General features: G+C 59.8%; 13 protein-coding genes. 10 read left to right on the forward strand and 3 right to left on the reverse strand.

Going from position 1 to position 13,818, the window contains the following annotated elements; all coding sequences use genetic code 11:
* Positions 1-147: 147 nt before the first annotated feature.
* The gene (locus tag SIC15_RS00350; RefSeq protein ID WP_291905020.1) at positions 148-1,476 is read right to left on the reverse strand and encodes an MATE family efflux transporter; all 1,329 of its coding nucleotides are present in this window, start codon (positions 1,474-1,476) and stop codon (positions 148-150) included.
* Between the two features lie 203 nt (positions 1,477-1,679).
* Here SIC15_RS00350 and coxB point away from each other — a divergent pair, with 203 nt between their 5' ends.
* From coxB to SIC15_RS00370, 4 genes are read left to right on the forward strand one after another with little or no spacing between them, the layout of a single operon-like run.
* Positions 1,680-2,804 (forward strand): cytochrome c oxidase subunit II, encoded by a 1,125-nt coding sequence (coxB, locus tag SIC15_RS00355; protein ID WP_153637109.1) that lies wholly within the window; start codon positions 1,680-1,682, stop codon positions 2,802-2,804.
* 57 nt (positions 2,805-2,861) lie between these two features.
* The gene (ctaD, locus tag SIC15_RS00360; RefSeq protein ID WP_069182467.1) at positions 2,862-4,445 is read left to right on the forward strand and encodes a cytochrome c oxidase subunit I; all 1,584 of its coding nucleotides are present in this window, start codon (positions 2,862-2,864) and stop codon (positions 4,443-4,445) included.
* Positions 4,446-4,460: 15 nt separating this feature from the next.
* On the forward strand, positions 4,461-5,063 hold the full coding sequence (locus tag SIC15_RS00365) for a cytochrome c oxidase assembly protein (protein WP_153634174.1): 603 nt from the start codon (positions 4,461-4,463) through the stop codon (positions 5,061-5,063).
* A 16-nt stretch (positions 5,064-5,079) separates the two neighbouring features.
* Positions 5,080-5,967 (forward strand): cytochrome c oxidase subunit 3, encoded by an 888-nt coding sequence (locus SIC15_RS00370; protein WP_069182469.1) that lies wholly within the window; start codon positions 5,080-5,082, stop codon positions 5,965-5,967.
* Between the two features lie 10 nt (positions 5,968-5,977).
* Here SIC15_RS00370 and SIC15_RS00375 read toward each other — a convergent pair whose 3' ends face one another.
* Complete coding sequence (locus SIC15_RS00375; protein WP_069182470.1) at positions 5,978-6,181, reverse strand: twin transmembrane helix small protein; 204 nt, start codon at positions 6,179-6,181, stop codon at positions 5,978-5,980.
* Positions 6,182-6,261: 80 nt separating this feature from the next.
* Between SIC15_RS00375 and SIC15_RS00380 the strand changes: the two genes are divergently transcribed.
* From SIC15_RS00380 to hrpB, 6 genes are all read left to right on the forward strand, one after another.
* Positions 6,262-6,996 carry an SURF1 family protein gene (locus tag SIC15_RS00380; protein WP_291905028.1) on the forward strand — a complete coding sequence of 245 codons (735 nt, stop codon included), beginning with the start codon at positions 6,262-6,264 and terminating at the stop codon, positions 6,994-6,996.
* Between the two features lie 11 nt (positions 6,997-7,007).
* A complete protein-coding gene (locus tag SIC15_RS00385) occupies positions 7,008-7,646 on the forward strand; it encodes a hypothetical protein (RefSeq protein ID WP_069182828.1) in 639 nt (212 codons plus the stop codon).
* 64 nt (positions 7,647-7,710) lie between these two features.
* Positions 7,711-8,772, forward strand: coding sequence for a COX15/CtaA family protein (locus tag SIC15_RS00390; protein ID WP_412537644.1), 1,062 nt, complete (start codon positions 7,711-7,713; stop codon positions 8,770-8,772).
* Positions 8,769-9,689 (forward strand): heme o synthase, encoded by a 921-nt coding sequence (gene cyoE / locus SIC15_RS00395; RefSeq protein WP_412536825.1) that lies wholly within the window; start codon positions 8,769-8,771, stop codon positions 9,687-9,689. The genes SIC15_RS00390 and cyoE overlap by 4 nt, the downstream gene beginning before the upstream one ends.
* Positions 9,690-9,837: 148 nt before the next feature.
* Positions 9,838-10,509: an SCO family protein gene (locus SIC15_RS00400; protein WP_412536826.1), complete on the forward strand. Its 672-nt coding sequence runs from the start codon at positions 9,838-9,840 to the stop codon at positions 10,507-10,509.
* A gap of 20 nt (positions 10,510-10,529) precedes the next feature.
* On the forward strand, positions 10,530-13,010 hold the full coding sequence (hrpB, locus tag SIC15_RS00405) for an ATP-dependent helicase HrpB (protein WP_412536827.1): 2,481 nt from the start codon (positions 10,530-10,532) through the stop codon (positions 13,008-13,010).
* On the opposite strand, the gene SIC15_RS00410 is transcribed toward hrpB, so the two are convergent.
* Positions 12,964-13,818: a translation initiation factor eIF-2B gene (locus SIC15_RS00410; protein WP_291905036.1), complete on the reverse strand. Its 855-nt coding sequence runs from the start codon at positions 13,816-13,818 to the stop codon at positions 12,964-12,966. The genes hrpB and SIC15_RS00410 overlap by 47 nt on opposite strands.

The following is a 13,818-nucleotide window of genomic DNA, read 5'->3' on the forward strand; positions in this document are numbered from 1 at the left end:
ACTGATAGCAACGAGTTCCCGGGCAGGAGAGGAGGGCTGGCTACCACATCTTGCCTGCCTGTTCAGACAAGTGTAGCCGAGATTTTTCCAACTGCTTTTATGCCATGGTGTAAATAGTGAGCCGTAATGTTACAGATTGAATCCGGGTCACTGGCTCTGGAACCACCGGCCATGACGCGTGTGGGACCAGCAGAGCCACCCCATACTCACGGCCCGTGCAATCATCAGGGAGATCAGTGCGAACCAGAGCCCGTGATTGCCCCAGCCTGTGGTCAGCCACCAGACCGGCGCGAAAACGGCGAGGGCGGAAAACAGCATGGTGTTCTGCATGTCCCGGGTCCGGGTTGCCCCGATAAACACGCCGTCCAGAAGAAAACTCCAGACTGCGGCAAACGGTAGCAGCCAGAGCCAGGGCAGGAAGCGCCAGGCGGTGGCCCTGACCTCTTCGATACCGGTAAGCAGCGAGATCAGCCAGTGCCCTCCGGCGACAAAAACAATGGTCAGTAGCAGGGCGCCCCAGAGTGACCATCTCAGGGCACTGCGGAAGACCACCCGGAACCGGCGCCGGCTGCCTTTGCCAATGGCTTCACCAATCAGCGCCTCGGCGGCATTGGCAAAACCGTCCAGGGCGTTGGAAATCAGCAACAGAAAAGTGATCAGAACTGCATTTGCCGCGAGGATGGTGTCTCCCTGTCGCGCGCCCTGGGCGGTAAAGAACGCCAGCACCAAAAGCAGGGCGATGGTACGAACCATGATGTAGCGGTTCACCCGGAGGATCTTCAGGTAATCCTCCAGCTTGCCAAACAGAGCCCGGGTGAGTGTCTGCCCCTCGGGCATCCGGCTCAGCACGATCAGGAATCCGATCGTGGCGGCACCGTACTCGGCAATCACCGTGGCGATGGCCACGCCTCTGCTGTTCCAGCCAAGCACGGTAACAAAGAGGATATCCAGCACGATGTTCAGGCCATTGGCGGCAATCAGCATGATCATGGGGCCCCGGGGAAACTGGGTGCCGATCAGCCAGCCAACCAGCGTGTACTGGCACAGAACGGCCGGCGCGCTCCAGATCCGGATAGCTGCATACTCGGCTGCCAGCTCGGTAACGCCCTGACTGGGATTCATCAAGGTCAGCCCGGTCTGGATCAGTGGCTGGTGACACAGAATCAGCAGCACGCCAATACCCGTTGCCAGCAGCACCGAGCGCAGCAGTAATGCCACCTGGCTGAAGCTGTCGCGCTTGCCCCATGCCTGGGCCGCCAGGCCGGTCGTGCCCATCCGCATGAAGCCAAAGGTCCAGTACAGGATACTGAACAGATTGGCACCAACGGCCACGGCGCCCAGGTATTCGGGACTTTCCAGATGTCCGAGCACGGCAGTATCCACCAGCCCCAGTAGAGGAACGGTGAGGTTGGTGAGCATCAGAGGCCATGCCAGAGCCCAAAGGCGTCGGTCGGTTGCCGGGAGGTGAAAAGTCATATTCTTTTTGATTCTTAAAATTCCGTGGTTAGCTTTTTTGGATTTAGCCGATTTTTTAGTCTTTTTTTGATCTGTGTCTATACTCGAATCTGAGGTATCCGTAAGCAGGCTTCCACTCTGGTTTTTCCGGTGTATGCGAGCGCCAGAGAGACCGGTGGGATAACGCAAAATCCGACAAGAATAACACTCTGTGGAGACACAGTATGCGCGTGCACGCTCAGCGGGCAGGTGCCCTTTTAGGCGGTCTGATGTTCCCCGCCTGGTCCATGGCGGACTGGACACTGAACATGACCCCGGGGGTGACCGGCACCAGTAATGAAATTTTCAGCCTTCACATGACCATACTCTGGATCTGCGTCGTCATTGGCGTCGTGGTCTTCGGAGTCATGTTCTGGTCTATATTTGCCCACCGAAAATCCCAGGGCGCCAAACCGGCGAACTTTCACGAGAACACCCTGGTAGAGATTCTCTGGACCATCATACCTTTTGTCATTCTGGTTGTTATGGCGATTCCTGCCACGGCAACCCTGGTCGATATGTATGACACCACCGAATCGGAGGTGGACATCAAGGTCACCGGCTACCAGTGGAAGTGGCAATACGAATACATCAATGAGGATTTTGGCTACTTCTCCAACCTTTCCACGCCACGGGAACAGATCGAGAACCGCCAGGCCAAAGGCGAGAATTACCTGCTGGAGGTGGATAACCCGCTGGTGATTCCGGTGGGCAAGAAGGTCCGCTTCTTGCTGACGGCCAACGATGTCATCCACTCCTGGTGGGTGCCGGATTTCGGCGTCAAGAAGGATGCCATTCCCGGCTTTATCAACGAGACCTGGACCCGTGTGGACGAGCCCGGTATCTATCGCGGTCAGTGCACCGAACTCTGCGGCAAGGATCATGGCTTCATGCCGGTGGTTGTCGAGGCGGTTCCCGAGGAGGAATACAACGCCTGGGTCGCCGAGAAGAAAGAGGCCGCGGAGCGTGAACGCCAGTTGACCCAGAAAGACTGGACCATGGCCGAGTTGATGGAGCGCGGCGAGAAAGCCTACCAGACCGCCTGCGCCGCCTGTCACCAGGCAGATGGCAGCGGTGCACCCCCGGCCTTCCCGGCGCTTAAAGGCAGCCAGGTAGTGTTGGAAGACATGGCCGCCCACATCGACATTGTGGTTAACGGTGTCTCCGGAACGGCCATGCAGGCCTTCGGTGGCCAACTCAGTGAAGTGGACCTCGCCGCGGTGATTACCTACGAGCGCAATGCCTGGGGTAACAACACCGGTGAAATGGTCACTCCGAAAGAAATTTTTGATTACAAGAACCAGCAGTAATCAACGCCAGATAACAGATATCACCAGCCACAATAAATGGCGGTAACGGGGGTTTTCATGAGTGCGGTTGCAGATACCCACGCCCAGGATCATCATCACGGCCCGGCCAAAGGCATCAGCCGCTGGCTGCTGACCACGAACCACAAGGATATCGGGACCATGTACCTGATATTCAGTTTCGCCATGTTCCTTCTGGGCGGAACCATGGCCATGGTCATTCGGGCAGAGCTGTTCCAGCCCGGCCTGCAGATTGTGCAGCCCGAGTTCTTCAACCAGATGACCACCATGCATGGCCTGATCATGGTCTTCGGTGCGGTCATGCCGGCCTTTGTCGGCCTGGCCAACTGGATGTTGCCTCTGATGATCGGGGCACCCGACATGGCGCTGCCACGGATGAACAACTGGAGCTTCTGGCTGCTGCCCTGTGCCTTCCTGATCCTGGTCTCCACGCTGTTCATGGAAGGTGGCGCGCCGAACTTCGGCTGGACCTTTTACGCGCCCCTGTCGACGACCTACGGGCCGCCGAGTACCACCTTCTTCATCTTCGCCGTCCACATCATGGGTATCTCCTCGATCATGGGCGCCATCAACGTGATCGCCACCATCCTGAACCTGCGGGCACCGGGCATGACCCTGATGAAGATGCCCCTGTTCGTCTGGACCTGGCTGATCACGGCGTTCCTGCTGATTGCGGTGATGCCGGTACTGGCCGGGGTGGTCACCATGATGCTGATGGACATCAACTTCGGCACCAGCTTCTTTGACGCCTCTGGCGGTGGTGATCCGGTGCTGTTCCAGCATGTGTTCTGGTTCTTCGGGCATCCCGAGGTGTACATCATGATCCTGCCGGCATTCGGGGCGGTGTCCCATATTATTCCGGCGTTCTCGCGCAAACCGCTGTTTGGCTATGCCTCCATGGTCTATGCGGTGGGTGCCATCGCCCTGCTTTCCTTCGTGGTCTGGGCGCACCATATGTTCACCGTGGGCATTCCCATCGTTGGCCAGCTGTTCTTCATGTACGCCACCATGCTGATTGCGGTACCCACCGGGGTGAAGGTGTTCAACTGGGTGGCCACCATGTTCCGGGGTTCCCTCACCTTCGAAGCGCCAATGCTGTTTGCGGTGGCGTTCGTGATCCTGTTCACCATCGGTGGTTTCTCTGGCCTGATGCTGGCCATTGCGCCGGCTGACTTCCAGTACCACGATACCTACTTCGTGGTTGCCCACTTCCACTATGTGCTGGTGCCGGGCGCCATCTTCGGGATCTTCGCTTCCGCCTACTTCTGGCTGCCCAAATGGACCGGCCATATGTATGACGAAACCCTGGCCAAGACCCATTTCTGGCTCTCGTTTATCGGTATGAACCTGGCGTTCTTCCCGATGCACTTCCTGGGCCTGGCCGGCATGCCGCGACGGATTCCGGACTATGCCCTTCAGTTTGCGGACTTCAATATGGTTTCCAGTGTTGGCGCGTTCATGTTCGGCGCGACTCAGCTGTTGTTCCTGCTGATTGTGGTCAAGTGCATCAAGGGTGGCAAAGAGGCTGCGGCCAAGCCATGGGATGGTGCTGAAGGTTTGGAGTGGACCGTGCCTTCGCCGGCGCCTTACCACACCTTCTCGACACCACCGGAAGTGAAGTAACCGGAGGCCGGTGCCATGTCGAACCAGCAGGCAAATAATGCAGGCTCTTCCCGTAGCACCAACCGGGTTGTCGGTTGGTGCCTGGCCGGGGTGGTTGGCATGTTTGCCTTCGGCTTTGCCATGGTGCCGCTCTACGACGTGTTCTGCGAGATTACCGGGATCAACGGCAAGACCGGTGGCCGGTACGAGTCCACCGAGGTGGCCGAAGCGGACATGACCCGCACGGTGAAAGTCCAGTTTCTGGCCTCCAATGGTCCGGGAATGACCTGGAAGTTTCGACCGGTTGTGCGTTCCGTGGAGGTACATCCCGGGGAGCCGACGACCGTGAACTTCTACGCCGAAAACCCGACAACCGAGGCCATGGTCGGGCAGGCGGTTCCGAGCCTTGCCCCGTCGGAAGGCACGTTGTACTTCCACAAGACCGAATGCTTCTGCTTCAACCAGCAACCGCTTGAAGCGGGTGAAAGCACCGAAATGCCGCTCATTTTCATCGTCGACAAGGACCTGCCCGAACACATCACCAAGCTTACGCTTTCATACACGCTGTATGACCAGGGCAAGCAGCCGGCGGTAACGCAAACTTCCCGGAAAGACACAACAACAAACGATAACGGATAAGCCATCGGAGACTGTCATGGCGGAAAACCAGACCTATTACGTTCCGGAACAAAGCAAGTGGCCCATCATCGCGACCGTTGGCCTCGGGGTGACCCTCTACGGGGTCGCCGCCATCATGGTCAACGGCAAGCAGGGCGAGAGCACGACCGGCGCCTGGATCATGTTCCTGATCGGCGCCCTGATCATGGCTTATATGCTGTTTGGCTGGTTCGGGAACGTCATTAAAGAAAGCCGCGCTGGGCTGTATAGCGAACAGATGGACCGCTCGTTCCGCTGGGGGATGAGTTGGTTCATCTTCTCGGAGGTGATGTTTTTCGCGGCGTTTTTCGGCGCCCTCTTCTACGTTCGCGTGTTTGTCGTGCCCTGGCTCGGCGGCGAGGGTGACAAAGGCAGTACCAACATGTTGTGGGAGGGGTTTTCCGCCAATTGGCCGCTGATCAACAACCCCAATCCGGAAGCTTACCCCGGCCCCAAGGAAGTGATCAGCGCCTGGGGTTTGCCGCTGATGAACACCATTTTGCTGGTCACCTCGTCATTCACGATTACGGTGGCTCACCATGCCCTGAAAGTGGGTAATCGGGCGAAAACCAAGCTCTGGCTGGCAATTACCATTGCTCTTGCACTGGTGTTCCTGTTCGTACAGGGCTATGAGTACATGCACGCCTATCAGGATCTGGACCTGACCCTCGCCTCCGGCATATATGGCAGCACCTTCTTTATGCTAACCGGGTTCCATGGTGCGCATGTAATGCTGGGTTCGTTGATGCTCATCATCATGCTTGTTCGCATCAACAAGGGGCACTTCACCGCCGAAAAGCATTTTGGCTTCGAGGCAGCGGCCTGGTACTGGCACTTCGTGGATGTTGTCTGGCTGGGCTTGTTCGTTTTCGTCTACATCATTTGAGGTTTGCGGGTCAGGGCGTCGGATTTAATGTCAGGGCGCCCTGCCACAGAGCGATCAGAATCACTGCCAGGAGCAGTATGCTAAGCGCGACCCGCACGGCAAGGGAGTTGACCACCCGATGGGTCTTGCCGCCATCCTTGATCAGAAAGAAAAGGCCGCTGAACAGGCTCACCACCACAGCAAGCATCAGGAAAACGATAAAGGCCTTGAGCATGAGAGTTCCTGTTTTTATTGGTGTTGTGAATGTACGGGGCGGAACAGGTTCCGGACTCGCTGAGGTCACTATAGCAGAGCATGTCTGATTCGCAGCGCACACACCGCCAATGGCACTTTGACTGGCGGTTGCTGGTGTTCAGCGGCGTATTTCTGCCTTTGCTGGTCAGCCTGGGTGTCTGGCAGCTGAACCGGGCCGAGGAAAAGCAGGTCCTGCTGGAGCAGTGGCAGCAGGAAGCAGAAAACCTGGCATGGCAGGACATGGTGTCCGGAGATCTGACCAGTGGCCGGCCAGTGTCCTTAACCGGCATGTACGGAAGCCGAAACTGGCTTCTGGACAACCGGACCCGGGAAGGAGCTCCCGGGTATGAGGTGCTTACAGAGTTTCGACCGCTTGAGGGGCCGCCGGTGGTCATCAATCGCGGTTGGGTACAGGCGCCGCGAACCCGGGCTGAGCTCCCGGACATCGCAACGCCCGAGGGCATTTTCACCCTGGAAGGGCGGATCAGCGATTACCCGGTACCTCCGGTGCTGGTGGACCAGCCGGCGGCCGAGGATCAATGGCCCCGGCGAGTGCAGAGTCTCTCCGAGCAGGCTGCGCGGCTGGAGATCCCGGAACTTCCCGACAGGATTGTGCGGCTTTCCGGGGAGGGCCAACCGGGCGCTTACCGCGCGGATTGGGAACCGGACCTGATGGGGCCGCAAACCCATTACGGATATGCCACGCAATGGTTTGCGCTGGCCGTGGCGCTGACTATATTGACGGTAGTGGCGAGCTATAGAAAGCGCGAGTTATCGAAAGACAGGAGCCAATAATGACAATGACAATGGCTAACCGGATATCCAACCAGGAACAGAACGAAGGGCCAACCCCGGAGCAGGCCCGTCGCGGCCGCCGCACAGCGTTCCTGCTGTTTGCATTGGGTTTTGGGCCGATGATTGTCGCAACCATCATGTTTTACACCGGCTGGCTGAACCCTGCCGGCCATACCAACAACGGCGTTCTGCTCCAGCCCGTGGCGCCGGTATCGACGCTCAACCTTGAAACCGCGTCCGGCACTCCGCTGGCAGAGCGCTTCGGTCCGGATAAAGCCGACCCGGACTGGCTGATGATCGTGGCTGCCGGACAGTGTGGCAGCCAGTGCGAGGAACTGCTCTATCTGGCCAGACAGGTGAATATTGCCCTTGGCAAGAACGCCAATCGTGTCTCCAGGGCGGCGGCACTGGGGAGTGTGCCTTCTGATCTTCAGGCGCGTTGGTCTTCCGAGTACAGCTCCATGGAACGCCTTGTGCCGGCCGCAGGTGCCCAGCCCAACTGGCCATCCGGTATCAACCCGGACGCCGAGCCCCGCATCCTGCTGGTCGATCCCTTCGGTAATGTGATGATGCATTACGGCTCCGAACATACCGGCAAGGATATGCTGGAGGATCTCAAGCATCTGCTCAAACTGTCGCAGATCGGTTAATGGTCACAGTGGGGATCCAGCCTTGAATCAGTCTCTTCAATCATCCTCCCAAGCCGCCCGGAAGATGGCCAAGTGGGCCACGTTCGCCGTTCTGCTGGCGGTTGTCGTCATCATGCTGGGTGCCTGGACCCGTCTGGTGCATGCCGGGCTCGGCTGTCCGGACTGGCCCGGATGCTATGGCTTTCTGACGGTACCCCAGAGCGAATCCAGCATTGCTATCGCCAATGCCCGTTTCCCGGATACGCCGGTGGACGTGGAAAAAGGCTGGCCGGAAATGATCCATCGCTATGCCGCCGGGACTCTCGGTCTGGTGGTCTTTGGGCTGGCGGCCTATGCCGTTCGCCACCGTCGCGACGGTGTTCCTGTGAAGCTGCCGCTGTTTATTGCCGGGTTTATCATACTTCAGGGTGCCTTCGGCATGTGGACCGTTACCCTGAAACTCTGGCCCCAGGTGGTGGCGTTACACCTCCTCGGTGGCTTTACCACCCTGAGTTTGCTGACACTGCTTACCTTCCGGTTGCGACGGCAGGCCAGCCAGAAGCGGGACCAGGAGCCGCCGCCGTCGACTGCACTGGCCGGTTTCCGGCCCTGGCTGTATGGCGGGCTCCTCCTGGTGGTGATGCAGATTGCACTGGGAGCCTGGACAGCGGCCAATTACGCCGCCGTTGCCTGTACCGACCTGCCTACCTGCCAGGGTCAGTGGTGGCCTGCGGGTATGGATTTCCGGCACGGCTTTGATGTCACCCAGCACGTTGGACCGAACTATCTCGGGGGGCAGCTTACGGCGGACGGGCGAGTCGCCATCCATGTCACCCACAGGCTAGGCGCCATGGTGGTGCTGGTTTATTTCACGGCATTGCTCGCACTGATGTGGCGTCGACGCGGCGACTCGAGACTCGACAACGCCATCAAGCTGGTGGCGGTGGTATTGGCGGCCCAGATCCTGTTAGGGCTGGCCAACGTTATCTTCCATATTCCCCTGTCCATTGCCGTGGCCCATAACGCCATGGGCGCAGGACTTCTTTTGTCAGTGATTCACCTGATCTGGCAGCATCAACTGTTGCCAAAAACGCACACCGCCACAGCACCAAACACAACAACAATGACCCAGGAGGTTACGGCATGAGCGAGCAAGTGGAAGCACTGCCGGCCCAGGCAATTGCGAGCGACTCCAACACATCCATTTCCTGGCGTGACTACCTGGAGCTGACCAAGCCCAGGGTGGTCGCGCTGATGATCCTCACCTCGGTGATCGGCATGCTGCTGGCGGCGCCGGGGGTGCCCGGTTGGGGCGTGCTGATATGGGGTAACCTGGGTATTGCCCTGCTGGCCGGCGCTGCCGCGGTGGTGAACCATGTGGTGGACCAGAAAATCGACACGGTGATGGCACGTACCCGCAAGCGGCCAGTGGCCACCGGCAAGATTGCGCCCATGGACGCGTTCCTGTTTGCGGCCATCCTGGCATGTGTCGGTATGGCGGTGCTGATGTGGCAGGTGAATCATCTCACTGCCTGGCTGACCCTCGCTTCCCTGGTGGGCTACGCCGGTGTCTATACCCTGTTCCTGAAGCGTGCTACGCCCCAGAACATCACCATCGGGGGTCTGGCCGGTGCCATGCCTCCGCTGCTGGGTTGGACCGCCGTGACCGGCCAGGTGGAGGGCCATGCCCTGTTGCTGGTGTTGATCATCTTTGCCTGGACGCCTCCGCATTTCTGGGCACTGGCCATCCACCGCAAGGAAGAATACGCGAAGGCGGGTATTCCGATGCTGCCGGTCACCCACGGCAACAAGTTCACGGAGCTTCACATTCTGCTCTACACGCTGATGTTGTTGGCGGTCAGCCTGCTGCCTTTTGTCACAGGCATGTCCGGCGGCATTTACCTGATGGGCGCCCTGGCCCTTGGCCTGCGCTTCCTGCAGTACGCGGTGCGGCTGTTGAAGGGGGATGACCGGCGCGTTGCCCTGAATACCTTCAAGTATTCCATCACTTACCTCATGGCGCTGTTTGTGGTATTGCTTGTGGATCATTTTGTATTCTTCTGAGTCAGACATTGTGCTGACGCAGGCGGGGATGGCTTTCCGAAACACGCTGTGAATACGTCCGTGTACGCTCGGCTCCGCCATCCCTGGCTCCGCACGGTTTCGGAAAGCCATCCCCGCCTGCTTATCTGATCAACGAAGTGGACCACGCATGAAAAGCTCCAGCTCTATTCGCCTTACCCTGTTCTGCCTTCTGCTAATCGTTGTTCTGATCTTTGGACTGGTTGTGGGTCGGCAGGTATTTCTGGTGGGTAACCAGGAACCGATTCCGGCGCCGGAGCTGACCGATTTCAATACGTATGTTTATGATCAGCCTCGGCAATTGGCAGAGTTCACGTTGACGGATGAGAACGGTGAAACGGTCACCCGGGAAAGCTTGAGGGGTCGCTGGACTTTTGCGTTTGTCGGCTACACCAATTGCCCGGATATCTGCCCGGCGGCCATGGCCAATCTGCGCCAGACCGACAAGCTGCTTTCAAAGGAACTGCCCCAGCCCGATTACCTACTGGTTAGCGCCGATCCCGAGCATGACACTCCGGAAAAACTCAAAGCCTACACCGGTTTCTTCGGTGAGAACTTCCACGGCCTGACCGGCGATCTCGACACCCTCCGGACATTGGCCAAAAGCCTGAGCGCTGTGTTCGTGCACCGGGAGGTGGACGGCGAGCTGCTGGTGGATCACAGCGGCCACTTCGCCCTGCTGAATCCTGATGGCGAACTGGCTGCGGTGATCCAGCCACCCCATAATCCGCACAACCTGGCCGAGGCCTTCGAGCGGATCTACCAGTGGGCGAAAGCCAATCGCGACCGGGTAAGCTCCTGACGCCATAGAACCCGGAACCGATGCTCCCGATTGATGCCATTCTCCCAGAGTTACAAGCAGCTCTGGAGCAGACCAGTACCGTGCTCCTGCAGGCCCCACCGGGCGCCGGCAAAACCACCCGTGTTCCCCTCGCGCTCCTCGATGCGTCCTGGCGTGGCGATGGCAGGATCCTCATGCTCGAGCCCCGTCGCCTGGCGGCGCGGTCTGCGGCCCGATTCATGGCCAGGCAACTCAGTGAAAAGCCAGGCCAGACGGTTGGCTATCGCACACGGCTGGATACACAGGTTTCTCCCGCGACCCGCATTGAAGTGGTGACCGAGGGCATCCTGACCCGGCTGATCCAGGCCGACCCGATGCTGGAGGACTACGCGGCGGTCATCTTCGACGAGTTCCACGAGCGCTCGCTTCAGGCGGATCTTGGCCTTGCCCTGGTGAGGGAGTCGCAGCAGGCGTTGCGGGAGGATCTGCGGCTGCTGGTGATGTCCGCGACCCTGGATACCGCACCCATCGCAAGGGTGCTGGGCGACGTGCCCGTTATTACCAGTGAGGGGCGCGCGTTTCCGGTGGAGGTCCATTACCGGCCGATGTCTCGCAACAGCCGCCCGGTGGACCAGGTTACGTCGGTGGTTCAGGAGGCCTTGAGGGATCAAACCGGCTCCCTGCTGGTGTTCCTGCCCGGTGCCGGAGAGATTCGCCGGGTCGAGCAGCAGCTGATTGGCAACCTGCCAGCCCGTGTGATGGTTGCACCGCTCTACGGCAACCTGAAATCGGAGCAGCAGGATCAGGCCATCTCTCCCGCGCCCGTGGGCCAACGTAAGGTGGTGCTGGCCACGGCCATCGCCGAAACCAGTCTGACGATTGAAGGCGTCCGGGTTGTGATCGACAGCGGCCAGCAGCGCCGGGCGGTGTTTGATCCCAACAGCGGCATGACGCGACTGGTGACCGGTCGGGTGTCGAAAGCGTCGGCGGAGCAGCGCAAGGGCCGGGCCGGTCGGGTCGAACCGGGGGTTTGTTATCGCCTTTGGAGCGAATCGGAACAGTTCGGTCTGGCCGACTACACGCCCCCTGAAATTCTGGAGGCCGATCTGGCGCCTCTTGTTCTGGAGCTGGCCCAATGGGGTGCCCGGGAGGCCGCGTCCGTTGCCTGGATCGATCAGCCACCGGCCGCTCACTGGCAACAGGCGGTGACACTGCTGCAATGGTTGGACATGCTCGAACCCAATGGGGCCATTACGGATCACGGCAAGGCGGCCCGTGACCTGGGAATACACCCGCGCCTGGCACATATGGTGTTGAAAGGCCGCGCTATCGGCCTTGAAGGGCCTGCTGCTGCACTGGCTGCCCTGCTGGAAGAGCGGGATCTTCTGGGCTCTGGTGCCGGGGCAGACATGCACGAGCGGATTCGTGTTTTCTATGGGGAGCGACGTGATCGCACGCTGGATGCTGCTCGCCTGAAGGCTTTGCGCCAGTCCGCCAGGCGTCTTGCAGGGCCTGCTGCGACGGATGCGCCCATGCAGTCCGAGACGGAGGTAGGGCGGTTGCTGGCCCTGGCCTATCCGGATCGTATCGCGCGACGACGCCCGGGCAAGGCGCCCAGGTATCAACTCAGCAATGGCAAAGGCGCCGCACTGAGAGAGGATGATCCCCTGGCGCGGCACGAGTGGCTGGTGGCTGCGGAGCTGGATGGCAGGGCCCGGGAAGCCACCATTTACCTTGCGGCGCCGGTGGATATCCCGGATCTGGAGTCGGATCTGGCTGACCATATCCGCGAGACCGAGGAGGCACTGTGGGACGAGGGCCAGGGCAAGATTATCGCCAGAGAGGTCCGTAAGCTGGGCGAACTGGTGCTGCAGGAAAAACCCATTGCGCAGGTTGACCCGGAGCTGGTTCAGCAGGGCCTGATCAATGCCATCCGGAAAAAGGGCCTGGCAAGCCTGCCCTGGACTGACGATAGCCGTCAGTGGCGGGCCCGTGTGCGGTTGCTCGCCGGGTCTTTCCCTGATGATGGCTGGCCGGACACAAGCGATGTGGCCTTGCTCGAGAATCTGGAGCACTGGCTTGGACCGTTTCTGGCCGGCATGAGCCGGTGGTCTGATCTGGCCCGGATCGACCTGCTGCAGGCCCTGAACAGTCTGCTTGATTATCCGGCCCAGCAGCAGCTTCAGGCCCTGGCGCCGACGCACCTGACCATCCCGACGGGACAGCGGGTGCGCCTGGACTATACCGCCGACAATGGTCCGGTTCTGGCGGCCAAGCTGCAGGCCCTTTTCGGCTGGACGGAGACTCCGACCGTGGCAGGCGGGCGGAAACCGGTGGTGATCCATCTGCTGTCACCGGCCCAGCGCCCCCTGGCGGTCACCGCGGATCTGGCCAGTTTCTGGTGCAACGCCTATCCCGAGGTGCGCAAGGACATGCGTGGACGGTACCCCAAGCATTCTTGGCCTGAAGATCCCCTTACCGCCGAGGCCCAGCAGGGTACGAAAAAACGCCCTGCTCGCTGATCCGATGGCTGACCAAGGCGTGCGGCACCCGCTCAAAATAGACGTTCCGGTGAGTTATCCACTCCCCTTCAGGTGCGTTGAGCTCGTCGGCTGGCATTTCCTCAAGCTCGACCAAACCGGGGTTCGCGTCGCTATTGCGGAAGCTGTCCGCGAGAACCCAGAAAGATTTGCCGGCGGCCCGTGCTGCCAGGGCCAGCAGGTAGGTTCCGCTTTTGTTGATAAAACAGCCATCGTCCAGCCAGGTATCACACCCGGTGATCACCACATCGGCTTCCGGGACAAAGAGGCCCATCTGCGCATCCGTAATCAGCGTGACAGGCACTGAGAGTTCATCCAGGGCACGGGCCAGGGAGTGACCCTCAAACCCCGGACTGCTCTGGGTACAGATAACGGAAAAGCTCTGCTGGTTCTCGGCCATGCTCCGGAACAGGGCCAGGACGACTGAGCTGGCACTGTGGGTCATGATCACGGGGGTTGTCGGCAAATGCTCGCGGGCGTGCCGGGCAATGGTGGTGGTGGCCTCCTGTAACTGATCGCGCGTATCGATGATGGCCGCTCGCGCGGCGTGTGGATCGCTGCTCAATCGCTGTTCGATCATGGCCAGCGCATTGCCGATCACGATCATGCTAGGCCGGGCCGTCCTCAGTTCCGCCAGCAGACGGGAAAGGATCTCGACGTCCGGTCCGACCTCGTCCAGATAGGACAAGAGTGCGTTGAGGGTATTCAGCGCCAGTTGGGTGGCGCCGGACTGAACGTCTGCTCGTAGCGCAGCCAGGATAGACTGTGCTCTGGAATCAAGTTCCTGCAT

This window comes from Marinobacter sp. MIT932201 (assembly GCF_047123295.1).
Taxonomy (GTDB): domain Bacteria; phylum Pseudomonadota; class Gammaproteobacteria; order Pseudomonadales; family Oleiphilaceae; genus Marinobacter; species Marinobacter salsuginis.